Origin of the sequence: Qipengyuania citrea (genome assembly GCF_024171405.1) — a bacterium.
In the GTDB taxonomy this organism is placed as follows: Bacteria; Pseudomonadota; Alphaproteobacteria; order Sphingomonadales; family Sphingomonadaceae; genus Qipengyuania; species Qipengyuania profunda.
In genome coordinates, this window is record NZ_JALJZT010000002.1 from 2,601,038 (window position 1) to 2,626,241 (window position 25,204).

20 protein-coding genes and 1 tRNA gene are annotated in these 25,204 nt (G+C 61.4%); 5 read left to right on the forward strand and 16 right to left on the reverse strand.

Features of this window, described 5'->3' with window-relative positions; all coding sequences use genetic code 11:
- Positions 1-201 precede the first annotated feature (201 nt).
- The gene (locus tag J2S32_RS13640; protein ID WP_253522188.1) at positions 202-858 is read left to right on the forward strand and encodes a hypothetical protein; all 657 of its coding nucleotides are present in this window, start codon (positions 202-204) and stop codon (positions 856-858) included.
- Positions 859-937: 79 nt separating this feature from the next.
- On the opposite strand, the gene J2S32_RS13645 is transcribed toward J2S32_RS13640, so the two are convergent.
- The gene (locus J2S32_RS13645) at positions 938-1,729 is read right to left on the reverse strand and encodes an acyl-CoA thioesterase (RefSeq protein WP_367398984.1); all 792 of its coding nucleotides are present in this window, start codon (positions 1,727-1,729) and stop codon (positions 938-940) included.
- Between the two features lie 112 nt (positions 1,730-1,841).
- Here J2S32_RS13645 and J2S32_RS13650 point away from each other — a divergent pair.
- Both J2S32_RS13650 and J2S32_RS13655 read left to right on the forward strand, forming a co-directional pair.
- Positions 1,842-1,915, forward strand: a tRNA-Cys gene (locus tag J2S32_RS13650).
- A gap of 194 nt (positions 1,916-2,109) precedes the next feature.
- Positions 2,110-5,715: a YobI family P-loop NTPase gene (locus J2S32_RS13655; protein ID WP_253522189.1), complete on the forward strand. Its 3,606-nt coding sequence runs from the start codon at positions 2,110-2,112 to the stop codon at positions 5,713-5,715.
- Between the two features lie 50 nt (positions 5,716-5,765).
- Here the strand turns inward: J2S32_RS13655 and J2S32_RS13660 are convergent, their stop codons facing one another.
- From J2S32_RS13660 to J2S32_RS13675, 4 genes are read right to left on the reverse strand one after another with little or no spacing between them, the layout of a single operon-like run.
- The gene (locus tag J2S32_RS13660) at positions 5,766-6,599 is read right to left on the reverse strand and encodes a hypothetical protein (protein WP_253522190.1); all 834 of its coding nucleotides are present in this window, start codon (positions 6,597-6,599) and stop codon (positions 5,766-5,768) included.
- Positions 6,599-7,333: a hypothetical protein gene (locus J2S32_RS13665; RefSeq protein WP_253522191.1), complete on the reverse strand. Its 735-nt coding sequence runs from the start codon at positions 7,331-7,333 to the stop codon at positions 6,599-6,601. Before J2S32_RS13665 ends, J2S32_RS13660 begins: the two co-directional genes overlap by 1 nt.
- A gap of 36 nt (positions 7,334-7,369) precedes the next feature.
- Positions 7,370-8,242: a 3'-5' exonuclease gene (locus J2S32_RS13670; RefSeq protein WP_253522192.1), complete on the reverse strand. Its 873-nt coding sequence runs from the start codon at positions 8,240-8,242 to the stop codon at positions 7,370-7,372.
- A complete protein-coding gene (locus J2S32_RS13675) occupies positions 8,235-8,612 on the reverse strand; it encodes a hypothetical protein (RefSeq protein ID WP_253522193.1) in 378 nt (125 codons plus the stop codon). Before J2S32_RS13675 ends, J2S32_RS13670 begins: the two co-directional genes overlap by 8 nt.
- Positions 8,613-8,751: 139 nt before the next feature.
- On the opposite strand from J2S32_RS13675, the gene J2S32_RS13680 reads away from it, so the two are divergent.
- On the forward strand, positions 8,752-9,027 hold the full coding sequence (locus J2S32_RS13680; protein ID WP_253522194.1) for an ArsR/SmtB family transcription factor: 276 nt from the start codon (positions 8,752-8,754) through the stop codon (positions 9,025-9,027).
- Positions 9,028-9,039: 12 nt separating this feature from the next.
- On the opposite strand, the gene J2S32_RS13685 is transcribed toward J2S32_RS13680, so the two are convergent.
- The 7 genes from J2S32_RS13685 to J2S32_RS13715 all read right to left on the reverse strand — a co-directional run bounded on the left by J2S32_RS13685 (position 9,040) and on the right by J2S32_RS13715 (position 17,921).
- On the reverse strand, positions 9,040-10,374 hold the full coding sequence (locus J2S32_RS13685; protein WP_253522196.1) for an MFS transporter: 1,335 nt from the start codon (positions 10,372-10,374) through the stop codon (positions 9,040-9,042).
- Positions 10,375-10,392: 18 nt separating this feature from the next.
- Complete coding sequence (locus J2S32_RS13690) at positions 10,393-10,866, reverse strand: YqaA family protein (protein ID WP_253522198.1); 474 nt, start codon at positions 10,864-10,866, stop codon at positions 10,393-10,395.
- Positions 10,863-11,465, reverse strand: a complete 603-nt coding sequence (locus tag J2S32_RS13695; protein WP_253522200.1) for a transmembrane anchor protein — start codon at positions 11,463-11,465, stop codon at positions 10,863-10,865. The genes J2S32_RS13690 and J2S32_RS13695 overlap by 4 nt, the downstream gene beginning before the upstream one ends.
- A 25-nt stretch (positions 11,466-11,490) precedes the next feature.
- Complete coding sequence (locus J2S32_RS13700; RefSeq protein WP_253522202.1) at positions 11,491-12,213, reverse strand: HupE/UreJ family protein; 723 nt, start codon at positions 12,211-12,213, stop codon at positions 11,491-11,493.
- Positions 12,214-12,278: 65 nt separating this feature from the next.
- Positions 12,279-15,440, reverse strand: a complete 3,162-nt coding sequence (locus J2S32_RS13705) for an efflux RND transporter permease subunit (protein WP_253522203.1) — start codon at positions 15,438-15,440, stop codon at positions 12,279-12,281.
- Between the two features lie 13 nt (positions 15,441-15,453).
- Positions 15,454-16,695: an efflux RND transporter periplasmic adaptor subunit gene (locus tag J2S32_RS13710; RefSeq protein ID WP_253522204.1), complete on the reverse strand. Its 1,242-nt coding sequence runs from the start codon at positions 16,693-16,695 to the stop codon at positions 15,454-15,456.
- A 2-nt stretch (positions 16,696-16,697) separates the two neighbouring features.
- Complete coding sequence (locus J2S32_RS13715; protein ID WP_082835580.1) at positions 16,698-17,921, reverse strand: TolC family protein; 1,224 nt, start codon at positions 17,919-17,921, stop codon at positions 16,698-16,700.
- Between the two features lie 633 nt (positions 17,922-18,554).
- Here J2S32_RS13715 and J2S32_RS13720 point away from each other — a divergent pair.
- Positions 18,555-22,271, forward strand: a complete 3,717-nt coding sequence (locus J2S32_RS13720; protein ID WP_253522205.1) for a hypothetical protein — start codon at positions 18,555-18,557, stop codon at positions 22,269-22,271.
- A 39-nt stretch (positions 22,272-22,310) separates the two neighbouring features.
- On the opposite strand, the gene J2S32_RS13725 is transcribed toward J2S32_RS13720, so the two are convergent.
- From J2S32_RS13725 to J2S32_RS13740, 4 genes are read right to left on the reverse strand one after another with little or no spacing between them, the layout of a single operon-like run.
- Positions 22,311-23,006, reverse strand: a complete 696-nt coding sequence (locus tag J2S32_RS13725) for a hypothetical protein (protein WP_253522206.1) — start codon at positions 23,004-23,006, stop codon at positions 22,311-22,313.
- Positions 22,993-23,583, reverse strand: coding sequence for a 7-cyano-7-deazaguanine synthase (locus J2S32_RS13730; protein ID WP_253522208.1), 591 nt, complete (start codon positions 23,581-23,583; stop codon positions 22,993-22,995). The genes J2S32_RS13725 and J2S32_RS13730 overlap by 14 nt, the downstream gene beginning before the upstream one ends.
- Entirely contained in the window at positions 23,580-24,770 is a 1,191-nt protein-coding gene (locus J2S32_RS13735; protein WP_253522210.1) for a PfkB family carbohydrate kinase, read from the reverse strand. The genes J2S32_RS13730 and J2S32_RS13735 overlap by 4 nt, the downstream gene beginning before the upstream one ends.
- The gene (locus J2S32_RS13740) at positions 24,767-24,979 is read right to left on the reverse strand and encodes a hypothetical protein (protein ID WP_063505038.1); all 213 of its coding nucleotides are present in this window, start codon (positions 24,977-24,979) and stop codon (positions 24,767-24,769) included. Before J2S32_RS13740 ends, J2S32_RS13735 begins: the two co-directional genes overlap by 4 nt.
- Between the last annotated feature and the right edge of the window lie 225 nt (positions 24,980-25,204).

The window sequence follows — 25,204 nt, forward strand, 5'->3', positions numbered from 1 at the left end:
ACCTTCGCATCCTGCGCCGGCATCAAAGGCGCCGGCGGCCTGTCCCGGGCCTGGCTTGTGGGGCGCTGCCCCGCAAGCCAGGCGTCTGCGCAGCGCGCAAGCCGGCCCGGACCTGCATCCAACCAGGTAGTGCTCGACGACGTCCCGGCCCTTACCCAAACCCCCTTTCCTACACGCGCCGAATTTGTCTTAACCTTGCGGATGACAGACCAACCGCACCCTTCCTCCTTCGTGCCGGCCGGTGACGACATCGCGCCTGCATCGCTCCCCGCCACTTCCACCGACCCGCGCCATGGCGGCTGGACGCCCGTGCGGCAGGCCGCCTTCCTGCGCGAGCTTGCCGCGACGCATAATGTCTCCGCTGCAGCGCGCGCGGTGGGGATGGGGCGGCAATCGGCCTACAAGCTGCGCGCGCGGCTGCGCGGGACGCCTTTCGACAGGGCCTGGGAAGCGGCCTTCGCGGCGCGCTTCGATGTGCTTGCCGAGGCGGCGCTCGACCGTGCGCTCAACGGGGTCGAAGTGCCGCATTATTATAATGGCGAACTGGTCGGCACCTCGCGCCGCTATGACGAACGGCTGACGCTGGCCTTGCTCGCCATGCGCCAGGGCCTGGTGCGCAAGCCCAGATACGATTTCCTGCCCGAAGCAGCCTTCGAAACCGGCGATCTGGCCGCGCTCGCGGATCGGGTCGAACGCGGGCCGCCGCACTGGCGGGGCGATGCCGAAGAGGAGCGCGAGGCACTCTCCGAGGCCGAAGGGGACCGGCCCGAACATGGCGAGGAAGCCGCCGATCCGGGCGAAGAGGGGGCGGGGGTGCCCGCCGAAGTGTCGCCCACCGATAGGGGCGGAATTATCTAGTAATTACAGTGTCATGTGACGTCGCTATGGCGGGCGACACAGTGTCGCCCTTGTCGCCCGACTGTCGCCCCGATCGGGCTCAGCCGAACACCGCCACGCATTGCATCCCGTCGAGCACCTGCTTGCCATCGGCATTCCACAGCCGCAACCTTTCGGAGGAATAGCCATGCGCGGCGTGCTGGCTGGCGTTCTCGCTCATCCACCAGCCGTCGCGAGTCGCGGGCGCGGGTTCGAGCAGGTTGAACGACCAGTTGACCGAACTGATCGGCCCCGGGCGCTTCATCGCGCGCATTGCACCCGGCGGCAGCACATCGCCCAGCAGGATCAGCTCGCTCACCGGATCGAGGCCCTCGCGATCGGTCAGCCGCGCCCAGCGGCGCACCACCGGTTCGCCGGGGCCCTGCTGCTCCTGCGCGCGGAGGATCTCGAAATTGTTCTGGATGAAGGCAGGACCCTTGCCGTGCATCGCCGGTTCCGCCTCCTCGGGCGGTCCGGGCCAGTCGGCGACCGGTGCGGCATCGTGTATCGCATTGGCCTCGCGTTCGGTGCCGAACAACCAGAAGGCGGTGAGCGTGCATTTCCCCTCGCACCAGATCTCGCTGCGCACCTGCGCGACATTGCGGCCCTGCCGCACGATCTCGCGCCGCAGTTCGACCTCGGGGCCGGTCGGGGCGACAAAGGCGACCTGCGCGCCGCGCAATGGCGGCAGGTCGGGAAAGGCGCGGGCGACCGCGGTATAGGCGATCAGCGCCGAGGCGCCGCCATACAGCGTGCGGCCCTGCATCCAGTGGTCGAGCCCGGAAAAGCGCGTTTCGCCGCCTGCTGCAGTGATCGGATCGAGGAGGTTGGCAATGCTCATGCGCAGGGTCATTGCGCCGATCCCGTCACGCGTCCAGACTGACGTTACGTAAGGCGCGACGAGGCGATTGCCTTTGCCCGCGAGAATCGCTAGTGCGCCGCTTCCCGACCGAGAGGCCGGGCGAGGCCCGATGGCGGAGTGGTTACGCAGAGGACTGCAAATCCTTGCACGCCGGTTCGATTCCGGCTCGGGCCTCCACTTCCCTATCAGATTGCACCAAGAGCCCCTCATTTTTGCAGAGTGAGGGACCTTTCGTCTTGCCTATTTCGCGCGCAGAGACTGCTCAAATTTTGATGTAACCCCTGAATACCTGAAGGTTCCGCAACGGATCGCGGGGACAAGAACCGACGCGACCATTTGCGCAAGGCCTCGTCGTGCTACATCGTCGCACGATGAAAATTATACTCAAGAAGACGCTCGAATGGTCGGCCGACAAGCTGTCGGGTATCGCCGCGGCTATCGAGAGAGAGGACGAAGCCGTCGAAGCTCCGTCGAAGTTCGTTGATCTTGCGCCGACGGACCAAGCGGACAAATCCGGCGTCTACTCGGAGGCGCTCGAATACGCGCTCAGCAGACCCAAAGTCTCAAACATTGCGCTCACCGGCCCCTACGGATCGGGCAAGAGCAGCATCATACAGACTTTCCTTAAGAACTATAACCGCAAGGCGCTTCATATATCGTTGGCGGCCTTCCTGCCCGAAGCCGGTTCCCAAATCGAGAAGGTAAGCCGGCAGGAAATCGAGCGAAGCATCCTCCAACAGATGCTCTATGGGGAGGACGCCGACAAGCTACCCCTCTCACGGTTCAAGCGGATCAGGTCACCAGGCCTCTCGGCCACCTTCGTCTCGATCTTCATGACCATCGGCCTGATCGCGCTCTGGCACGTCCTCTCGCAGACCTCGACAGTCGTTGACGGCAGCTTCTTCGTTCCATTGGCGCTCGAAAACTGGCGCAACCTAGCAAGCTTCGCATTCGCGACAGCGTTCCTTTGGGCGACCATCCATCACCTCTACGTCGCCAGCTTCGGCCTATCGTTGAAGAGCATCTCGCTCAAGGACGCGGAGCTCCGGCCAGCCTCCGACGACCTCGAATCGATCCTGAACCGCCACCTCGACGAGATCATCTACTTCTTCCAGTCAACGGACCACGATCTCGTGATCATTGAGGATCTGGACCGGTTCGACAACGCCGAGATTTTCGTGACCCTGAGGGAGATCAACAGCTTGGTAAACGAGAACGCGGGCGTGAAGCGCAGAGTCCGTTTCCTCTACGCGCTGCGTGACGACATGTTCGCGAACACGGATCGAACGAAGTTCTTCGAATTCATCATCCCGGTCATCCCGATCATCAACACTTCGAACTCCATCGACATGGTGCTGCAGCAGGGAGAGAGGTTGGATCTCGACGAGAGGCTCGATCGCCAGTTCCTGCGCGAGGTGTCGCGCCACCTCGACGACCTGAGGCTTATCCAGAACGTCTTCAACGAATACGCGATCTACTCGGCCAACATCGAGAGCGACGAGGACAATCTCCTGGACGCCAACAAGCTGCTGGCCATCCTGATCTACAAGAACGTGTATCCTAGGGACTTCGAACGACTGCATCGCAGCGAAGGGAATCTCGCCCACCTGTTGGGCGGCAAGCCGAAACTCGTTGCGGAGGGAGAGGCGGCAAAGCGCGATGAGATTACGCAACTCGAAACCCTGCTCGAGTTCGGCGAGCGACAGGTCGCTGCGGACTTGAGGCAGTTGCGGCAGATCTACGCGATGGAGCTCATCGAGATACTGCCGGCAAATACGCTGAGCGTTGGCCTGAACCATAGCGTGATGGTTTCGCTATCCGATCTAACCGGACACGACGGCTTCGACGAGTTGGTGGTCGCGCCTAACATAATCGCACGGGTCTACAACCAGAACCAAAGGTGCGACATCTCCGAACTTCAGCACCGTGTCGATCCAGACAATACCTACGAGGAGCGGAAGTCGGCCATCAAAGCGAAGGCGCACGATACTCGGAACGACACCATGCGCCGCATCCGAACTCTGCGCGCCGAGATCGCTTCATTAAGGACGAGCAGGTTCGAGAATCTTCTGCGTTCGAACGCCGATAGGCTGGATGAGCTCTTCTCTCCGTTCGGGGAGAACGGTGCGCTGGCGCGCTACCTGATCCTCGAAGGTCATTTGGATGATACCTACTATCAATACACTTCGCTGTTCCATTCCGGTCGCCTGTCTCCTGACGACAACAGGTTCCTCATCCAGATCCGCGCCTTCACCACCCCCGAGCCGGACTTTCCGATCGACAACCCGACGGAGGTCGCCGCAGCCATGAGGGACGACGACTTCCGGCAAAGCTACGTGCTGAACGTCGCTCTAGTAGATTGCCTCTTGGCCGATCCCGACCGATACGCCGATCAAATCACGAAACTTCTGGAGTTCATGTCGGCCAACTTCGAAAAGGCCGAAAACTTCCTCGATGTCTACTATGCCAGCGGAACCGGGGTCCCGTCGTTGCTCGACGCCCTCTCAGCAAGGTGGAACGGCTTCGTCCCGGCGGTCATCTCCAGTGAGCGGAACATCTCCCACGTCACCCGCGTGCTGAACTCGCTGTCCAAAAGGCGATTAGGGAAACTTGCCACGCGGTTCGACGAATTCCCTCGGTTCGTGACGGAGAACCTCCCGAAGATTCTCGCGGAGGTGCCGGAACTCGATCCCATACGCCTCGAAAGCCTCGGCATGGCAGTCGAGGACCTCTCGTCCATCGAGTCGCATCAGGTCGTCCTGCGTCACATGTTCGAAAGAGGATTCTTCGAATTGTCCTTCGAGAACCTGGCCTACGCCTACGAAAAACTGCTGGGCGAGAAGAACGTCGAGGGGTTGCGATCCAGCAACTACACTACGCTGAGGGCGGTTAGTAACACGCCTCTGTCGGAGAGAGTTGAGCGCGACTTCGCCGTCTACCTCGGCAAGGTCCTGTTGGAACTCAAAGGCAACACCGAGGAGAGCCCAGACGCCCTGTTGGCGATTATCAATAGGGACGATGTTGACGAGGAGGCCGTTGAACATTTCCTGACGCGCCAAACCACCTTCATCCCCAAGCTCGAAAACGTCCCGGCGCGATGGGTCCCGAAGCTGTTCAACCTAGGACGCATCCAACCGACATGGTCCAACTGTCTCGCCTTCATGGATGCGGAAGGCTACGAAAAGGAGCAACTCGCCGATTACCTCGATCGCGACGAGGTGCGGGCCACAATTCTGCAAGATCCCATACCGGAAGATGACGGCGCCGCCGGTCTGCGAAGCTTCCTCCTGAATGCAGGTTCGCTAAAAGAGGAAGCCTATCGGGACTACGTCGCAGCGCTTCCGCGGCCTTTCACGGCTTTTCCGGAGGGGATCGGGCATGAGAAGTCGCAGATACTAATCGAAGAGCAGAAAATTGTATTCGCGAAGGACACGTTCGAGGCGCTCGCGGGAGATCGCGACCTTCAGATCTCCTTCCTGGCCAGCAATATCGAGACGTTCTTGGCAGGCAAGACCGACATCTCGATCGATGATGATTACCGGGAGGAGCTCGTCAAGGCGGAGATCAACGACGCGCAACGTCACACGCTGATCAAATCGATGGACTTGGCGTCGTTGCCGAACACGCCGGGAAGAGCGGCGGTGATCGCCCCCATCCTCGAGAGGGTGGACCGGCCACTCCCCGAGCTTTCAGCGGATCAGGCCAGGCTCCTCATCGAGAACGCAGGGCCGGTTCGATCACAGGTTTCGCTACTCAATAAGGCCGCCAAATCTTTGCTGGACGACACTGTGCGGGAGATACTGTCCGCTCTTCCAGAACCGTATTCTCGGATCAGGAAGGGCTATCACACACCATACCTCAATCCGACCGTGGAGAACCTCGAACTGGTCGCTTGGCTCGACGACAGAGACATCATCTCGTCGTGGAGTAGAGGCATTCTAACGGGGGATATACGCGTCAACCTCAAGCGCCCATGAACGCCCAACGACTGGTGTCGAATGAGCCCACCCGAACAGGCGGGGAAAAGTCATCTCGTATGGCTCTGGAACCGATCACAGAACGCCAGCTTCATGAAATGTTCGGTCAAGGCGCGAGCGCCATCACGGCTGACCATCTCGCTCCATTCATCCCAGCGATCGATGCGCTCGAGCAGCCAGAGGTAGAAGCGGTCGCGCGCGAGACGGTCGCCATCAGGCCAAGCCATCGTCCACAGGGTGCTGCGGACTGGAATCTCGCGGGTGATCCGCAATCCGATCAGCTTCACCACCGGGTCGTCGCCGATCGTATCGGTAGCGAAACGATGCGCCATGCGTGCTGCGACGCGCTCCCGCCTTCCCACTTGCTCGGCAGCTTCCCTTCGTTCGGAATTACCTGCGACCGCCCGGTTCGCGATAATCCAATCAAGACCTACATCCTCCGCAGCATCCTCACGTGTGCGCGTAGCAATCAGCATCAGCAATACAGAGCGCCCTTCAGGCGTCGGTCGGCCGTCCGTGTCGTTCACCAGCCCGGCAGCCAGCAGGTAGGCCCTGAAGAACTGGTCGAGGTGTCCATCGCCTAGGAAGATGTCACGGACCCGCTCTTCCGGCGCGACGAAGCGACCGTCGGCAATAGCGAGGTAGCTCGCCATGAATTCCATGATTCCGCTCATCCAACCAGAATGGATGGAAGGCAGTCCGAGGCGATGGACCCAGAATGCTTCGCGCACCGATCCCCATTCCCGGCCGTCCTCATCGACCAGGGGTGGTTCTCCCGGCACCGATCCGCTCGAAACCATCCAGTATCCCCAGGGTAGATCGGGATGCCGATCATCGCCGTAGCGTTCCTCGCCGGCACCAAAAGGGTGAAACGAGCTGACCATCACTCACCCTTGCGCTCGGCGGGAGCCGGAAGGCCGAGTGGCTCGCGGATCGGCGTATCTCCGGCCTGACCGTCCTCGATCAGCGACTTCAACTTGCGCGCCAGTTCGATGCAGTTCTCGTAGACGAAGGACTGATCGCGATAGACGTCACCCTTGCGACCTTCGCCGTATCGACCGCCCGGAACGAGGTCGCCCGGATGATCGGTATCGAAACCCAGCCACCACAGATCCTCGTGGAACTCGTCCTCGGTGGTCTGCACCGTGCGATAGTCCTGCACCGTCCTGACCCAAGTCGTGTGGCAAACCGTGTAGCGTTCCAGACGCGGCTTGCCGTGGGCTCGCCGTTCGAACCGGTTGACCTCGCATGCCTTGCCGTAGGTCACGCCGCCATGGACCGTGTTGGAAACACCGACCGGCACGGCGTCCGCCTCATAGCCGAAGAGCGGATGCTCGGGGTTCACCCCCACATAGCCAGAGATCGTCCCGTTCTTCTGGCGAAGCATGATGCAGCCGAGGCCGGTCTCGTTGTCGATCCAGGAGACCTTGTCTGCCTCGTTGTTCCAGGGACCGTCGCCCGACGGTCGGCGATCGGGATTGTGATACACCTGCAGGGCCGTAATGCTGGTGTCCGCCACCTTGTAGGGAACCGGTGCGGGGTTCAACAGGCCGTCCGGCAGCGTCGCTTTCGTGACGTGCTTGCCGGCAGTCTTCCGCTGGGTCAGCTTCCTTGCCATATTCGGTCCTCCTGAGCTGCTTTTTCTGGGCATCGATCAATCCGCACCATCGAGTCGATAGCGGCTATATGCGTCTCGCCGCGTGAGCCGGGGGCCGAGGGCTCGTGCTCCCTTTCCGCTCGCGTAGACTTCGCTGGCCAACCACGCCTGTTCCTCGAGAAGGCGGAACTCCATGACCTCACGCCACCAGACCTGTGCCTTCGGATCCCAGCGGTAGCCGCGCATCCGCAGAGCATCCTTGGTCGAGAAGGCCGAGCCGACCGCTTCGATAACGAAGCTTTCGCACGAAGAGCTGCCATCGAGCTCGTAGAGCAGCGGCCGTCCATCGGTCCGCTCATGGCGCAGGAGCTGGATGAGCGCATCCACATCCCCCTGCGCTCGGTGCGCATCATAGAACCATCCTGCTTGCGCGCAGAGCCAACCAAGCGAACGGCCTTCGAAGCCAGCGGCGGCCCAGTCGATCTCCACGCACGAGCAGGCCCACTGCTTGATCGGCAGGTCGGTGAGGCGCTTCTCCACCATGGGACGGTCGAACGCGGCGTTGTGGGCGATGACGACATCGGCAGACGATATGATATCGGTCGCGACCCGGTCGTCTATCCGCCGACCGATCAGGTCCTGATCCGTGATGCCGGTGATCCGGGTGATGTCTTCGGGCAGCGTGACGCCGGGATCCTCGCGCCAGCACCACGCCCGACCGATCTCGGTAATGTGCCCGCCGGGATCATACCTGAAGCGTCGCACCGCCAGTTCGATGACCCTGTCGCTTTCAGGGTCGAGCCCGGTGGTCTCCACATCCAGAACGGCCGCGACACGTTGGGGATCGTCCGGATCCCCGAAGCCTGTTTCGCCTACATGAAGATCGACACGGCGGAGCTGCCGGATGTCGGACTGCGCCGGTTCAGCCACGTCCGGTCCCCAAGGATGCCGAATGATCGAAGAGCAATCGATCGATGACTGCCGGATCGGCGTCGAGGCCGAGACCCAAGCCGTGAAGGAGGATCGCCTTCGAGCAGGCGCTGCGCTCCATGCAGGCTTCGATCGGCGCGCGGCCTTCGAAGAGCTCGAGCGGCGAGACCATCCAGCCGACCGGATCCTCCGCCAAGCCGTCCCGCTGCATTCTCGCCCCGGTCTCTGCAGCCACGCATGCGATCCGAACGAGCGCGACGCGGTGAACAGCCACCATGCCTCCACTCCTGTCCTCGAGAGGATCGAGCGCCCAGTCCACCGGGGCCTGCTCGAAATAAGGGTCGATTTCGAATTCTGCGGTATCGCTCATCGCACCGCTCCCCACGTTCCGCGCCGGACCTACCAGCGCCTCGTGACACGGCACATAGCATGAACAGAAAATACTTCAATAGGTAATGAATTATTGAATTAACTTGTCGGTAGGGATCGCTGACGCTATCTGCAGGAGAATGGAAAAGATGGATGCCGTCGCGAAACTCAGTGCCCTGGCCCAGCCAACCCGGCTGGAGATATTCCTGGCCATAGCGCGAGCGGCGAACGGCATCACGTCCAGCGAGGTTGCCGAGCAGACGGACACCATGCCCAACAACACTTCGGTGCACCTGTCGGTATTGCGAAACGCAGGCCTCGTCTCTTCGACGAAGGAAGGGCGGTCAGTCACCTACCGAGCCGAGCGAGGGGCCGTGGAGAGGCTCGCGACTTTCCTGTCCGAAGCTGCCAACTAGCTGGCATCCTCCTCAAGGGCGTCCGGGCCAACGTCCGTGCAACTCGTCAATCACAAAAGCATGCCTATGCTCACCCGGGAACTGCCGCGACAAATGCGGATGATCGGACGGAAGTTCAGGGTGTTCATGAGCGATTTCTTCGGGATCAACCTTGGGCCAGCGCCACAACGCCGAGATGGCGCCGATCGCCGCAATCGCTGCCAGCGCCAAGAAAGCAACGCCCATACCCGAGTTCGCGCCGATCTGCCCAGCCACCGGATAAGCGAGAAGCCAGCAAACATGGCTGAGGGCGAATTGCGCCGCGAACAGCGCCGGCCTGTCCCCTTCGTTCGAAGAGCGACGCAACAGCCTGCCGCCAGGCGTTACACTGAGCGAATACGTCACGCCCAAGACCAACCAACCGCCTAGGAGGAACGGCCAGGCGATCAACCCGGCGGTTCCCAGCGTCATCATCGCGAAGACCGACAGCGTGGCGGTTAGCAAGAACGCACCTGCGATCATCACCGAGCGGTCGGAGATCGAGCGCAGAACCCGAGGGAGGATCAGCGCTGCCAGCATCGACCCTCCTCCATAGGCTGCGAGCGCGAGTGCGACGTCCTCCTCTGAGCGGCCCATGCCTTTCACGATGACCACGGTGTTCACGATCACCATGGCGCTCCCAGCCGCAGCTGCCAGCGTCACTGCCAATAGTCCGACCAAACGCGGTGTCCTGAGGTAAATCCGCGCGCCACGCGTGGTCTTGCGCCAAACGCTCTCGACAATCTTCTTCGCTGCCTGGCGATGCGGCAGAGCGGAGGTGACGACAAGCATGGCGGAAATCACGAAGCCGACCGAGGTGCCCGCGAACAGCCAGTGGAAGTTGATCACCGTCAGCAGAGCGGCGGCGAGGATCGGGCTGAGCAGGCTTTCCAGATCGTAGGCGAGACGCGAGAGCGACAGCGCAGTTGTATATTCCTCCTCGTCCGGGAGGATGTCCGGGATGGTCGCCTGGAAGGTCGGTGTGAATGCCGCCGAGGCCGACTGAAGCAAGAAGATCAGCAGGTAGATCTGCCATACCGCATCGACAAAAGGCAGCGCTATCGCGACGACAGCGCGGATCACATCCATCGCTACCAATAGGGTCTTACGCGGCAAGCGATCGGCATAGGCACCGACGACCGGTGCGATCCCGATGTAAGCGACCATCTTGATCGCCAGCGCCGTGCCGAGCACCGCGCCCGCATCCGTTCCGGCAATCTCGTAGGCCAGAAGACCTAACGCAACCGTCGCGAGGCCCGTCCCCACCAGCGCGATGACCTGCGCCGCGAGCAGGTGCCGATAGGTTCTATTGGTCAGAATACTCAACATTTCGAATTCTCCACGGGCCTACAGCGCCCAACCCAGAATCGATGCCGCGAGAACAGCATATCTCATGAACTTGGCGACAATCACGATGACCACGAAGATGAGAAAACGGACCTGCAAGACTCCGGCGACCAATGTCAGCGGATCGCCGATCACGGGAACCCAGGAAAAAAGCAGAATCCAATGGCCGTATCGAGAGAAGCGCGCTTCCGCCTTGTCCATAGATGCAGAGGAAAACGGGAACCACGCTGCGTTTCTGAACCGCGCGAGATTGCGCCCCAAATACCAATTGAGCACCGAACCCAAGACGTTTCCCGAGGTCGCGGTCAGGAGAAGCACAGAGGGTTCATAGCGTCCGGACGTCAGCATGGTGGCCAACACGACCTCCGACTGGGCCGGAAGGACCGTCGCGGCGACGAACGCGGCCGCGAACAGTCCTCCGTATCCAAGCCAAGCCAGGTCAAGGCCCGTCGCGACCCAGTTCGGGATGATCACACGACGCGCTTGATCTCGGCATAGGCGCCTTCCGTCCTGAGGGTTACGGTGACCGTTCCCCCCGATCGATTACGCCAGAACCAACCATGGCTGCCATCGAACGCGGCGACAAGCGTCCCGGACTCACCCGTCGACTCCCAACCCTTATCATAGCCGTGGTAGGAAACGCCCGGTGCGTCGGCGTGCGTGTCGTAGTTGACGTGTCCACCTGCGACAGACCATTCATACCGCAGAGAAGCGCCATCGGACATTACCGCCTTGACTTCTGCCCCCTCGCCAGGAGCAAGTGTCAACTCGGTGATATCCTGACGACCCTCCGCCTCTCCTTCGGAGTCCGGCGCAACGGCTATCGAGCGGACCTCTGCTCCCGCAGCGTTCTGCTCATCGGCCGCCGCTTCCGCAGCAAGCTGCTGCTTGATTTCGCCCATTTCAGCAAAGCCGAGGACCCGACCTACTCCGGTCGGATCGATCGCGTATTCAGATGGGAGCACCACAGTCACGAGAAGCGTGCCCGCCGCGACGACAGCGATACCCGTGGCCTTCAGCAACTGCCGGGTGGTCGGTAGATCATTGGACGAGGGACGTTGGGAATTGAACATATCTTATACTCCAGAATGCAAGAATTCAGGCGACGGCAAAGCCGACGAGCTGGTAACCGACGAGCATGAAGCCGGCGGCCATGAGAACGGTGTTGGCTGCGAAGGCGTGGCGCATGAAGCTTCCCGTCCGGCGCCAGAATCCCATCAGGATAAGGATCATGCCGAGTGCGAGAAGCTGCCCGATCTCCACTCCCACGTTGAATGCGAGAAGATTGGGAACGAGACCGTCTTCCGCGATATCGAACTCGATGATCTTCGTGGCCAGACCGAAGCCATGGAAGAACCCGAAGACGAGCGTCGCCGCCTTGGTGCTGGGTTGGAAACCGAACCAGCGCTGGAAGGCTCCAAGGTTGTCCATCGCCTTGTAGACCACGGACAGGCCGATGATGGCATCGATGAGATAGGCGTTGGCAGAAATACCGGTCAGGACGCCGAACAACAGAGTGGTGGAATGGCCGATCGCGAAAAGCGTCACATAGATTCCGACGTCCTTCAGCCTGTAGAGGAAGAAGATCACACCGAAGAGGAAAAGAAGGTGATCGTAGCCGGTGACCATGTGCTTGGCACCCAGGTAGATGAAGGGCAGGATCAGCGTGCCGCTGCTTTCTTGGATATAGCCCTTGTCGCCTTCTGCGACATTGTGGGCCCAGGCCTCGGCTCCGGAAGCGAGGAATATCAGCAGAACAGCCAACAGCGCGAACAGGCGCGTCAGTGTCTGGGCCGGAAGTTTCTTCGTCAGTTGCATCATCTATTTCTCCGATTGCAGGGGAGGACCGCCTGCGGGATCGCTCCACGCGGACGGCCCGACCGTCTTCAGCCTGCAGTTTGAATACTGGGGGGTGTTTCGGTGTCGTCGGCGGTTGACACCTCCGCTCGGTCGCCACGGACCGCCCGGTAAAGGGCAGGCAGGACGAGCAACGTCAGGGCCGTCGCCGATACGATGCCGCCGATCACCACCGTCGCGAGCGGCCGCTGCACCTCCGAACCGAGTCCGACATTCAGGGCCATCGGGACGAACCCGAGACTGGCGACCAAGGCCGTCATGAGGACAGGCCTCAGCCGGGCCATGGCGCCCTCCTTGATTGCAATGTCGAGCGGCCTACCCTCATCCATCAGTTGGCGAATGAAGGTCAGCATCACCACGCCATTCAGCACCGCAATGCCCGACAAGGCGATGAAGCCGACGCCTGCCGAGATCGAGAACGGAATCCCTCTCAGCATGAGCGCAGCGACACCTCCGGTCAGGGCCAGCGGCACTCCCGAGAAGACAACCAGAGCGTCCTTCACCGAGCGGAACAGAGCGACCAGCAGGCCGAAGATCAGCAGCAGGGCAATCGGGACGACGACCTGCAGCCGAGCACTGGCCGACTCCAGCTGTTCGAAGGTTCCGCCGTAGTCGATCCAATAGCCCTCGGGCAGATCGACTTCAGCGTCGATCCGTTGCTGAGCCTCGGCGATGAAGGACCCGAGGTCTCTGCCCCGCACGTTGCTGGTGACGACAGCTCGACGCTTACCGGATTCGCGACTGATCTGATTTGGGCCCTGAACGTTCTCGATCGTCGCCACTTCCGTCAACGGGACCGATCCACCACCTGGGAGAGCGATGGGAAGACGTTCGAGAACCTGCCGATCCTGGCGCATCTCCTCGGGTAACCTGACGACGATATCGAAACGCCTGTCGCCTTCGAAGATCTGACCAGCCTCCGCGCCGCCGATCGCGGTCGATACGACGGTCTGGACATCATCGACGTTCAAACCGAGCTGGGTCAGACGCACACGATCAGGGAGCACCTGAATAAACGGCAACCCTGTCACCTGCTCGGTCTGGGCATCCTGAGATCCCTCGATCGAAGAGACCACTCCCTCGACTTCGGCCGCAACGGCGGCGAGCTGGTCGAGATCGTCTCCGAAGACCTTGATCGCGACATCGGAACGAACGCCTGCGATCAGTTCGTTGAAGCGCATCTGGATCGGCTGGAGGAACTCGTAGCGCGAGCCCGGCACCTGCTGGACCGCCTCGTTCATCTCAGCGACGAGCTGCTCCTTGGGCTTCCTGGGGTCGGGCCAGTCCTCCCTAGGCTTCATGATGACGAAGGTGTCCGCCACCGATGGCGGCACGGGATCGGTCGCGACATCCGCCGTGCCGATCTTCGCAAATACCTGATCGACCTCCGGGAAGGTGCGGATCCGGTTCTCCAACGCGGTCTGCATGGCGACGGCCTGGCTGAGGCTCGTCCCGGGAATACGTAGCGCGTGCAGCGCGATGTCTCCCTCATCCAGGTTCGGGATGAACTCCGAACCCATCCGACTGGCGCCGAACCCGGCAAGGACCACCAAGGCAACCGCTCCAGCGAGCACCACCTTGCGTGAACGCAAGGCGAAATCGAGCATGGGCTGATAGCCCGACTTCGCAGCCCTCATGACCCGCGTCTCCTTCTCCTCGACCTTGCCCGTTACGAAAGTCGCGACCGCGGCTGGGACGAAGGTCAGGGAGAGGACCATGGCGGCTGTGAGCGCCATCACGACCGTGATGGCCATCGGGTGGAACGTCTTACCCTCGACCCCTTCCAGAGCGAAGATCGGGACGTAGACGATGGTGATGATCAGGATGCCGAAGAGGCTCGGCTTGATCACCTCCGCCGATGCGCGGGCCGCCAGTTTGAACCGCTCATCGCGATTCAGCAGTCTTCCGAGAGAATGCTGGGCCTCACCAAAGCGCCGCAGGCAGTTCTCCACTATGATGACCGCCCCATCGACGATCAGACCGAAGTCCAAGGCGCCAAGGCTCATGAGATTGCCGGAAACGTTGTTCTCGACCATCCCCGTGATCATCAGGAGGAAGGATAGCGGTATAACGGCAGCGGTAATGAGTGCGGCCCGGAAGTTGCCCAGGAGGACGAACAGAACGACGATCACCAGCAGCGCACCTTCGGCGAGGTTCTTCTCGACCGTGGACACGGTCGCCTCGACCAGTTCGGAGCGGTCGTATACGGTGTTGGCCACCACGCCGCCAGGGAGCGAACGGTTCACTTCCTCCAAGCGTTCGGCCACCGCAACGCTGACATCACGGGCATTCTCACCGACCAGCATGTATATCGTGCCGAGGACGACCTCGCGGCCATCCTTCGTGGCTGCGCCATTGCGGATCTCGGATCCGATCTCGACGTCCGCCACATCAGCGATCCGAATGGGAACGCCGTCACGATAGTCGACGATGATTCCGGACAGGTCGCGTTCGCCCTCGGCCTGCCCGGGAACGCGGATCAGGTATTGAGATCCGGACCTCTCGACATAGCCAGCGCCGACGTTGGCGTTGTTGTTCTCGAGGGCATCGATCACATCCTCCACGGTCAGGCCGAAACCGGCCAGCCTTTCCGGAAGAGGCGCAACGATGTATTCCTTGCGGTAGCCGCCGATCGAGTTGACCTCGGTCACGCCCGGAACCGTTCGCAGTTGTGGCCTGACGACCCAATCATGAAGCGTCCGCAGGTCCTGCGCGGTATAGGGCGACCCATCTGGCTTGATCGCACCTCGCTCGGCCTCCACGGTATACATGAAGATCTCGCCAAGGCCGGTCGCGATGGGGCCGAGCTCAGGCTCAACCGCTTCCGGCAGGGTCGAGCGGACCCCTTGAAGCCGTTCGTTGACCAACTGCCGGGCGAAATAGATATCCGTCCCGTCCTCGAAGACGACCGTGACCTGGCTGAGTCCGTAACGAGAAACAGATCGCGTATATGAAAGGCCCGGAAGCCCCGCGATCGCGGTTTCTACCGGATAAGTGATGCGTTGCTCGGCTTCGAGCGGAGAGAATCCCGGCGCGGACGTGTTAATCTGCACCTGGACATTGGTGATGTCCGGCACGGCGTCGATCTTGAGCCGGCCAAAACTGTAGATGCCCACGGCGGCGCAAATGAATACCGCCGCAAGCACTGCGAAACGCTGTCTGATCGACAGCTCGACTATCTTCTCTAACATGGAATCGCGCTCCTCAGTGATCGTGGCTCGCGCCCGACTTCTCGATATCGGCCTTGATCACGTAGCTGTTCTCGGATGCGTAGACGGTGCCCGCCTCGATGCCGCCGAGGACCTCGGTCCACTCAGGACCTTCCTGGCCAAGCTCGAGCATCCGAACCTCGTAGGTCTCGCCGATCTTGGCGAAAACGACCCGAAAATCGCGGAACTGCTGAATGGCATCCGTCCGAACGGCGAGAGGAACCCGCCGCTGATCGACCGAGACCAAGCCTCTGACGGCCATTCCAGGACGCCAGAAACCGTCCCTGTTCGGCAGCGACGCCCGGGCGGTGACCGCCTGGCTGCTGACTTCCGCCAACGGCAGGAAATCCCGGATGCGGGAACCCTGTGCACGGTGGCCTTCCAGGCCTCGTATCTGAACCGCCTGTCCGGGACGCACCCGCTCGATGTCTCGTGGAAAGATCGGGAACGTGGCGACAGTGCGCGATGGGTCGGAGATGACGAAAATCGGGTCGCTGCCGGCAATGTCGCCGACATTGGAGTCCCGCTGGGTGATAACCCCCGAGATCGGCGCATATATCGAGTAAGTCTGCAGCGACGAACTGCTCTCCACCCGCGCAAGCAACGCACCTCGCGAAACGCGATCGCCGAGATTGGCGTGCAGTGAGACCACGGGGCCGGGGAACTTGGCGCCTACTTCGGCACTCCCCGAAGGATCGAGCTCGACACGGCCGATGATCTCGATAGTTTCACCGATCTGCTGCGGCCCGACCGTTTCGGTTCGAATCCCGGCCGCGCGTGCTGCCTCGTCAGCGATCTGGACACGGCCTTCATAGGACTCGAACGCCCACCGATGGGAAGTGTCGCCTTCGTTGGCCACCACAACCACATCGAAGCTGTGCGGTTCGATGAGAACACCCTGGCCACGCAGGTAATCCTGTTCCGGTTCGAACTCGAAGGTCGTCTTCTCACCATCCAAACGGGTGATCATGACCCGCGCGCGGACCGTCTTGGGATCGACCGGTTCGTCATCACGGTAGGCGTAGAGACGATACTCCGGAGGCACGCCGTCCTCGAATACCGTGACTTCGATGGCGAATTCGCCATCCCGGAGCATCCGGCCGTTATGGGGCCCGCGCTCGTAATCCCCTTCCGCCGCGGCCTGTTCCTCGGTGGACTCCGGATTGCCGTCAGATTGCCCGCAGGCGCTAAGTGTCACTGCGCACAAGGCAGCAAGGAAGAAATGCGTCTTGCGCATGATCAGTATCCCCCAACAATTTCGATGAAGCGGCCAGTCAGTCGATCGTAATCGACCTTGGCCTGATGATATTCCGCCAGAGCGTCGACGAACCGCACCCGGGCGTCGTGCAAGGCCGTCTGGGCGAGGGACACATCGAGGAAGGTAAACCCTCCCCGATTGTAGCCAGCCCTCACCTCCCGGAGCGTCTGTTCCGCTCCAGGAACGACCGCCTCCTGTATCGCTTCGGCCTCATGACGGGCCTCTTCGACACGCTCAGCGGCCAATGCGATCCGTCGCCGAAGCTCGAACCGCTCCACGCCCAGGTCGGCCTCGACCTGCCGCTGCTCCGCAGCTGCGCGATCGATATTGGCACGGTTCAGAGCGCGATTAGGAAGGGGCAGTGAGAACCCGGCAACGAGAGCAACATCCCCGTTGCCGAAGACACGTGGTCCAGCGAAGACGGTTGGGTCGGTGCGAGAATTGGCCCGCTGAAGTCGATAGTTCGCGTCTGCACGATCGCGGCGTGCTTCGAATACCGCGAGATCGACCGGCGTCAGATCGACCGGCCCGACTACGACCTCTGATGGATCGAGAAAGCCGGTAGTCACGACGTCCATCCCTTCGGGATCACCGCCGGTCAGCAGGGCCAAGCGTGCCAAGGCCGCCGTGTAGGCGTGCTCGGCCAGACCGAGGTCTACACGGGCCTCTGCCAACTGCGTGCGGACGCGTGTGCCGGCAAACAGAGGATCGCGTGCTTCGTCGACCCTTCGCTGGACCTCCTTGGCGAGCGTCTCGGCAATCTCGACCCTGCTCTTGGCCAGCTCAAGGGTCAGCGCGGCGGATTGGGCCTCGACATACAGCTCCTGAACCTCGCGCGCGAGATCCAGGCGCCTGACCAGGGCCTCGGCTTCAGCCAATTCGATGTCACCCATGGCCACGCCGACCCGGGCAGCGCGCTTGCCGCCACGCTCAATGCGCTGGTTGTAGGTTCCGTCGACCTGCCACTGTGAGAAGCCGGGCGTCCCGATGTTCTCTACTGTCCCATCAATGGACGGCGCAGGCCGGGTGTCGGCAGCTGCTCTGGCCGCATCCAGAACATCGAGGCGCGCGGCGACCGCTTCGCCTTGGGGTGAGTGAGCGACCGCGTTTCGGACGGCCTCTTCTAGGGTGAACGTTTGGGCTGATGCCGCGTTCGCCCACAGCAACGTGGCCGCCAAAAGGGCGGCACGCGTGGACACGTGCATGATAAATTACTCCTGATCATCTGAACGAAAAGCAGCCCGAAAACCGGGCCGAATTCAGAGATCAGGCTGAAGGCGGTTGCGTCAGAGGGGCCGACGGATAGCCGACGAGGGGGGCAGATTCGCCAGGACGCAGAAGAACCCTCGAAAGCGTGCCATTCGGCACAAGCGCAGCGTCATCTGGCAAAGTGATAGAGCCATGCGAGTGAGACGCAGCATGTGGGACAAGCTCGTCCGAAGCAAATGCGTCCGATTGCGGCTCAACCTCGACCACATCTGCGGATCTGTGGTCATGCGCGTGCGCTGCACTAACCGTATCATGCGCATGAGCCGCTTCGAGATGCGGAATCGCCCCAGGCAGCCCGCCATGCGAGACTACCAGCAGTATCAACAAAAACAGGAAGCGAACCTGGCGCATCGCGCTTGCGGTATACGATTGTGCGGCGCGAAGCAAGCGTTGGAGGGCTGTGATCTGCATTCATTTTACATAACCGCAACAACCCCGGAATTCCCTGCGTGCGCACGTCGACTTTCCTCGGCGTCAATCATGTCAGGAGTCGGGTAGTATACCGTAGCTATATTACCGGACGAGCGTGTCCGATTGCCTAACGCGACAAGCCCAGCCATCTACGTGGCATGGAACTGGAAGCAATGGCGACGGCGGGAGCGGTCCTCGATATCGAATCTCTAACGGCAACGCATGAGCGGCTGTGCCGACGGCTGCGCAAGCTCGATCGAAACGCAACTTGCGGCATGGTCGCAGGGCTTATGCTCGATCCCAGCCTTCAAGGCGGTATCCTTCGACTGGAAGTGCTCGCCCACTTGGCGGCTGCACACTGCGGTGGACAAGAAGAACCCTCGGCTGCGCGGATCCGCGACTTCCTCAATAATGACCTCGCGCGCGGGGCCGTATGGCGTCTGGAGGATCCCTCCGAAGACGTCTTCGTCTCCAACATCACCACAGGGGCCGGCGACTTCCGCATCCTCGAAGGAACCTGGGAAGCGAACGCCGCCTATACCCAGAGCTGTCTCTCTGCGCTCAACAGCGCAATCGCAGATGGTCACGAATGGGCCCAGCACGGAATGCGTCAGGCAAACGCGTTGTTGGCAATTGGCGAGGCGGTGGCGGAGCGAGCAGGACTGCGACGCTACCAAGCTGGTGAGGGCAAGGCGCGCGACCGATTTCGGTTCGATACCGCGAAGGCACTACGTGCATGCGCAGCTGTCACCTTCACCGAGGCGGAACTGCGCGCGATCGGTGTGGAACCGTTCGACCTTCTCCCTTTCGACTTCTCGCGCATCGATCCGCAGCTCTTGCGGAACGAAACTATCAACTGGACGAGCCTCGAGCGGTGGCCCGTCTCGCGAACGGAAGATGGCATCGTGGTGCTGCTTCCCACGGCAATTGGCGCGGCGGTCCGCCGCCGCGCACTGGAACTCGCGAGGGATAACCAAGCGGGGGATGCTTACGAAGGACATCTAACCGAACATCAATTCTTGGGGGCGGTAGGGGACGCTGTGCGCGGACTCGACCTGAGCCCTGCCGCTCCACCCTGGTCGGATGTCCAAAGTCACTGCGTGGTCCAGTTATGCAGGTTCGATGCGGGAGCCTATTGTCAGGTCATATTCGTGCCGGACCGCCCAGATGACGTAATCGCGGAAGGCTTCCGTTCGGTCCAGGACGTTTCAGCGCCTGTCCGAAGGCTGATGAGGCAAGCAGCGGCAGAGTGCAGCGCGCGCGATGACTACTTGCGCGGCATGACGCTGCTGGTCTTCGGTGGACAGGGCCGCGGTGTGGTCGCCGATCACGGAAGACCTCCAGACTGCTGGCAGATCGTCGGGCTTGGTTACGACGACCTTTCGCTTCTGGCATCCGCCGGGGAGATCGATGCATTGCGCATTTTCAGGGTTCTCGAGCAGGAGGATCAACTCGCACGGCGAGGCATCCAGCTGTTCAATCCGAATGGGTTCATGAACCTCTACGGCATGGTCGAAGAGCAGGATTTCACGCTTCTGCCCGAGCAGGTCGATCACTCGGCGCCATCCATGATCCAGATGGGAACCGATCATCTCAGCAAGCTGCGCATCCGGATTCGGCAGGCGCTCGACAAGCATAGCGTCGCTCGTCCTTCGAGAGGCTATCGGGCGGAGGTGCAGCGCCCTTCCGCGTTGCCCTTGTTCGAGGCGGCCAGCACCGAAAGCGCGTTCGTGAGCGTTGACGATCTGCGTCATGGCCACCCTGCGGTCGCAATAGAGGGCAGCAGGACAACGTGGTGGCTGACGGTAGAGGCCATTGACCCAATCACTGCCGGATCGCTCCCCTTTCGAGTATGGGACATGGCACAGAACTGGCTCATCCCGCTTGCGCCAGAACTCGAAATCCATCTGGGTGAAGAATTGCCGGGACATGTCGAGGTAGTCCTGACATTCGGACGGATTGATGAGCAGGAACTGCTGGCAGAGGAAGGAAAAATCGAGCCGCCCAATGTCTCCCTCGGCGGCGGGACGATCCGGATCTCCTGCGCGGAACCCTATCTTCGTTCTTTCGGCCAACCGGGTAATCAGGGCGACCGATGGATGGTGCGGGCGATCGCCTCGGGTGCCGCCGGCCTGGCAAACCAAGACCCGTCTGCGTGCGCTGATGCGGTGGAACGCGAGATAGTCAAGGATGACGCAGCGCGCCATCTTCACGTGTTCAACGCTGCTACGACCACGCAGATGGTGATTGCCAGTGCCGTCCATCATCCGCTTCGGAAGGTGCAACCGGAGGTCCGGGCGTGGGCCGAAGTCGGACTGGCAAGCGTCGGTGCCGACGACGAAACGAATGTAGTTCGCGGCCTCGAAGCAACCAAGTTCCTCGCTGGTTTGGTGGACGATCTATGGGCCAGTATCCGAACGAGGCTTAAAGACCTGGACAGGGCCAACGTCATCGAGATTGCGCTTCGCCATCATCATGCGGTGGACAAGGACAGGAACCGATGGCGAACGACGGCTGCGGCGGTTCTCTCGCTCCATCCCCCCGAAGAGGGTGTCCGGGTCGCCATCAACCTTGAAAGCGAGCGAGCCGAAGCGGGACTGTGCTCACGGGTCCTGGCTGAAATGGCGCTGTGCACCTCGCCTACGGAGCATGGGCGCGAGTGCTCGGTCTACGACTTCGATCAGATGATGGCGGAAATCTCCTTGATGAATGCGATCGCGTCCCGAAGTGACGAGATCCACCATGGCTTCGCTTCCGAACTCGCGGTGATGCCGAATGGCACACTCCGCTTCGAAAACGATTTCGCCGAACAAGTTCATACCCCTTACCTGCGTGCATCGTCCCAGGAGCAATTCGAAGCCGCTGCTGGCGATTACGCTGATATATATCGACGTGCAGAACCATTGGAGCGGGACGAGTATGCGGAAAAGAGGGACGCGGCATTCGATGCAGCGTTCCTGGCCGAATACGGCGTCGATCCCTTGGGCATGGCCGACATGGTGTCATTCGTCGGTCTGATCGCACTCGAACGAGGCGGAGACATCGTGCGGATGCGTCGTTCCGAACTGGTCCAGCTAGCCAAGGACAGGCTCGAAATCGATCGAGACGGAATTGGTGCTCTTCTCGATGCATGGTCGCTGCGACCTCGGCCCAAGTGGGACGAGAAGAAGCCCGAGGGCGCGACCGCCAGGGACTGGTGGCCGTGGCGCCATGCGCGCCGCCTCAGCCTTCTGGCGCGGCCGGTCATAAATCTCGACGGTAGAGACGATCCCGAACTTGTGCTGTCCCCAATCCTCCTGGACCATGCCCTGACCTACGCTCTGCGTGCGCATTCGGGCGGACTGCCCGTCGATTTCTATCGCAGTGATGAGATGCGGAGCTGGATAGGCGCTGTCATTGACGAGAGGGGGCACGCGTTCAACCAGAAGGTCAGAGACGACCTTGAAGCAATGGGGCTGGAGGCAATCGCCGAGGTCGATATGACGCGGCTGGGAGGCACGAAGCGAAACGGCGACGTCGATGTGTTGGCCTGGCGACCCGCTGACGGCCGCGTCTTCGCCATAGAATGCAAACGTCTCCGCGCCGACCGGACGGTCGGCGAAATCGCCGAACGCCTCTCGGAATATTCACCGAGGTCGGCGGAGGGCGCAAAAAGGGGGCCGACGGTCAAGCACACGGACCGCATTGCGGTGTTGAGGGATCATCTCGAAGACCTAGCGAAAGTCACCCGCCTGGAGGCCGGGGATGTCTCTCTGGTATCCGCGCTCGTCACGTCGTCACTGGTCCCGATGCAATTCAATGCCGCCTTGCGACAGGCCTTCGACGTCATCACATCGGTCGCGGATCTCTCGCCCTTCGTCGCTTCTCGACGCTGACGGTGAAACCGGCTCGCCATTACGCGGATAGCCCGCTTCCTAATGCCCCTTGCCAGTCTCGTCGGTTGTCCCTGCAGAGCCGATATGGATTGCACCGCCCGCCAGGTATTCGGAGGGGAAACCAGCTGCCGCGACGATGTCGCTTCCGTTTCGCCCAACAGGCGTCGCTTCGAGATCCAGCGCGGTTGCGATCATCGTGATGATACCGAGAAGTGCCCCAGCGTCCCGCCAGAACAGCGATTCCCAATTTCGGTAACACGCTTCGTAGCGTCGACGATCACCGATGAATTGAAGGGTGATCCCGTGCTTCGAGCTCAAAATCTCGTCTATCTCGTTCCGATTGAGCGAGACGGCGGTTTCGAAAGAGGAGGAGCTCCGAAGTTCGTGTGCTTCAGGATCATATAATCCGCACCAAGGCGAGCCGTCGATGGGAAGACAGGCGATGCCGAGCGAGTGGAGACCCCCTGCGGACGGGGCCGCGCGGCTCTCCCACTCGCCGAATCTCGAATTATTGTTCCGTTCTCGAAGAAGCATAGCATGCCACAGAACAGAGGACAGTTCGCGCTCGCTGACAGAACCTCCCAGCGCGGAGCCGCGCCTAGCCAATACCTCGAAGAAATTGTCAGAACCGGTCAGGATCCGCCGGGTCAGAGGAATGACGTGCTCGAACGCCGGCCAGGATCTCGTCGGAGCTTCTACGCCCGCGACCGGTCGAGGCTCGTCAAAGATCCCCATATACGTTCGCGATCACTTCCACGTTCTTGTAGCAGCCCCTGCAGTCGCCGCAGGCCAGATCGCCCCTGTGACAGGAATGCGCCCATGCCAGGACGGATCGCGGAACCTTCGACTTCACGATCAGCTCTTCGGTGGACATCCCGATCGCGGGCGCTGTCACGTTCAGGCCTCCCTCTTGCCCGGACATCAACCGGTCCAGGTCTTCGAAGAACCGGGGAAGGCCATCGGCATGCGAACCGTCGCCTCGAACCGCTCCGAATATCAGCTCCGTTACGCCCAATTGAACGGCTTTCATGCCGGCCAATGTTGCCAGCAGCTGATTTCGGAATGGCCACCATTCGGGAACCGGCGCCAGTTGGTGCGGCGCGTCGCCCGCCATGTCGCCCGAGCCAAGCTCGGGACATCTCGCTTCGATGACCGTATGCCCGATGCCCAGCTCCTCGCATACCTGACGCGAGGTTCGCGTTTCGGCGATCGCTGCAAGCTGTCCGTAATCGACGGTGATGGCTTGCTCGGGCCTCAGCCACCAAGCAAGCGCAATCGAATCCATGCCGCCCGAGAGAAGCAGTCCCTTCATGCCAGCGCCCAGATCGAATGGTAGATGGCGGTCACGAGATCCGATACGATCAGGCACCCGCTGCCCTCTGGCATCTTGGCATCCTCGTCGCGCATGTTCTGGGCTAGGCAGATGACGGGCTTGCCTTTCGCCACCGCATATCCAACCTCGAATATCGTCCCTGGATCTGAACCGCTGAGGACTGCCAACACGACATCGGCTTGGTCCAGTCCTTCGAGGTCTCGCAGCGCGACCTCCTGCGCCGTTCCCAAGCCAACATCGTGCAACGGCGAGAAAACGCCAACGCCCATGTCGAGCAGACGCTGCCTGATCTCCTCGACGAGCCAGAGGTCAGCCAAAGTGAAGAACGGTGCTGCGATGTAAACCCGTCCGCTCGACGGCGTGACGGGCGAGAGGTCCAGCGCCGCGAGTTCCTTCTTCGCGGGGATCGGCAATGAGCGGGTCGATGCATATACGGATACCGACCTCGAAGCGAGATCGGCAGCTTCCGTGGGTTCCAGGCCATCGCATGCCCAAAACTTTGTGAAAGCAGCCGAGAAGACATCCCCGGTGCCCAGCTTCCATACCGTGTCGCTGCGGTAGGCAGGAACCCGGGTTCGCGAAGTTCGCGTCGCGACTATCGCTCCATGACCGCCAAGCTTGAGAACCACGATGCTGGCATCCTGCTTCTCGATCAATGCTTCGACCATGCGTTCGGGCTCGGTCTCGTTCGTCAGCCGCCTTGCCTCGAAAGCGTTGAGGATGAGGGCGAGCTCGTCTGCCGTGGATCCATTCTCGTGGAACGGCCGGGGATCGAAGGCCGATTGCGGGTCGTAAACTGCCCGGCGGGCTGTCACCCTCGCATCCCCTTCGAGCATTCCGAACCGTAGAACGACGTCGCCGCTGACTTCGATCGGTGGGTGGACGCTAATGGAATCGGGCCGAGGTGCGATCCTGGGCTCATCGAGAGAATGGATATATCGAAAACTCACCGCATCCCGGACCTCGGGGCCTTCGATCGGGAAACCATAGATGGCCGACAGGTTTTCCAGCCCATCTGCCAACGCCGATGACCGATAGGTGACGAGCTTCAGATCATCGCACCAGCCCGAAAGCGCGGCTGCCGCGCGGCCGCCCGACCCGTATACATCGTTCCAGAACGGTTCGAGGCATTCCTCGGCGTAAACACCGCCGACGACAGCGGTCATTTCGGTTCGATCCTCAAGGCAATGAGGGCGCCCGTCTTCTGGACGACCGTCGCCTTGTAGATGTGTCCGGTGCCAATGCACTGGATGATCTTCAAGTGGCCGGGGTGTGTGAGCGAACCTGCAGCTTGTCCGCCCGCGGTGCTCACCACCAAGCGATTACCGGAGGGAGTATTCTGAAGATCCACCTCAAGCACATCGCCGACCTTCAAGCCCGAAACGACGGCTGGGACCGGACTGGAGAGAGGCGCGGTCTGGACGAAGAGACAGTCGTCAGCATCGGAGCCCCCACCCGCTCCGGATCCGCTACCAGGTGAGCCACCGCTGCCGATCGAATTGCGATTGTGATCCGTTCCCGAATCCGGCCCTCTTCCAGACATTATACTTCTCCCTTGAAAGGAAGAATGATGTCCGGTGCGCACGCGCGTCAACCGCGA

Excerpts from the sequence above, each read along its gene's own strand:
- J2S32_RS13640 (WP_253522188.1), top strand. The coding sequence starts at position 202 with ATGACAGACCAACCGCACCCTTCCTCCTTCGTGCCGGCCGGTGACGAC.
- J2S32_RS13645 (WP_367398984.1), bottom strand. The coding sequence starts at position 1,729 with ATGACCCTGCGCATGAGCATTGCCAACCTCCTCGATCCGATCACTGCA.
- J2S32_RS13655 (WP_253522189.1), top strand. The coding sequence starts at position 2,110 with ATGAAAATTATACTCAAGAAGACGCTCGAATGGTCGGCCGACAAGCTG.
- J2S32_RS13660 (WP_253522190.1), bottom strand. The coding sequence starts at position 6,599 with ATGGTCAGCTCGTTTCACCCTTTTGGTGCCGGCGAGGAACGCTACGGC.
- J2S32_RS13665 (WP_253522191.1), bottom strand. The coding sequence starts at position 7,333 with ATGGCAAGGAAGCTGACCCAGCGGAAGACTGCCGGCAAGCACGTCACG.
- J2S32_RS13675 (WP_253522193.1), bottom strand. The coding sequence starts at position 8,612 with ATGAGCGATACCGCAGAATTCGAAATCGACCCTTATTTCGAGCAGGCC.
- J2S32_RS13680 (WP_253522194.1), top strand. The coding sequence starts at position 8,752 with ATGGAAAAGATGGATGCCGTCGCGAAACTCAGTGCCCTGGCCCAGCCA.
- J2S32_RS13685 (WP_253522196.1), bottom strand. The coding sequence starts at position 10,374 with ATGTTGAGTATTCTGACCAATAGAACCTATCGGCACCTGCTCGCGGCG.
- J2S32_RS13695 (WP_253522200.1), bottom strand. The coding sequence starts at position 11,465 with ATGTTCAATTCCCAACGTCCCTCGTCCAATGATCTACCGACCACCCGG.
- J2S32_RS13700 (WP_253522202.1), bottom strand. The coding sequence starts at position 12,213 with ATGATGCAACTGACGAAGAAACTTCCGGCCCAGACACTGACGCGCCTG.
- J2S32_RS13705 (WP_253522203.1), bottom strand. The coding sequence starts at position 15,440 with ATGTTAGAGAAGATAGTCGAGCTGTCGATCAGACAGCGTTTCGCAGTG.
- J2S32_RS13710 (WP_253522204.1), bottom strand. The coding sequence starts at position 16,695 with ATGCGCAAGACGCATTTCTTCCTTGCTGCCTTGTGCGCAGTGACACTT.
- J2S32_RS13715 (WP_082835580.1), bottom strand. The coding sequence starts at position 17,921 with ATGCACGTGTCCACGCGTGCCGCCCTTTTGGCGGCCACGTTGCTGTGG.
- J2S32_RS13720 (WP_253522205.1), top strand. The coding sequence starts at position 18,555 with ATGGAACTGGAAGCAATGGCGACGGCGGGAGCGGTCCTCGATATCGAA.
- J2S32_RS13725 (WP_253522206.1), bottom strand. The coding sequence starts at position 23,006 with ATGGGGATCTTTGACGAGCCTCGACCGGTCGCGGGCGTAGAAGCTCCG.
- J2S32_RS13730 (WP_253522208.1), bottom strand. The coding sequence starts at position 23,583 with ATGAAGGGACTGCTTCTCTCGGGCGGCATGGATTCGATTGCGCTTGCT.
- J2S32_RS13735 (WP_253522210.1), bottom strand. The coding sequence starts at position 24,770 with ATGACCGCTGTCGTCGGCGGTGTTTACGCCGAGGAATGCCTCGAACCG.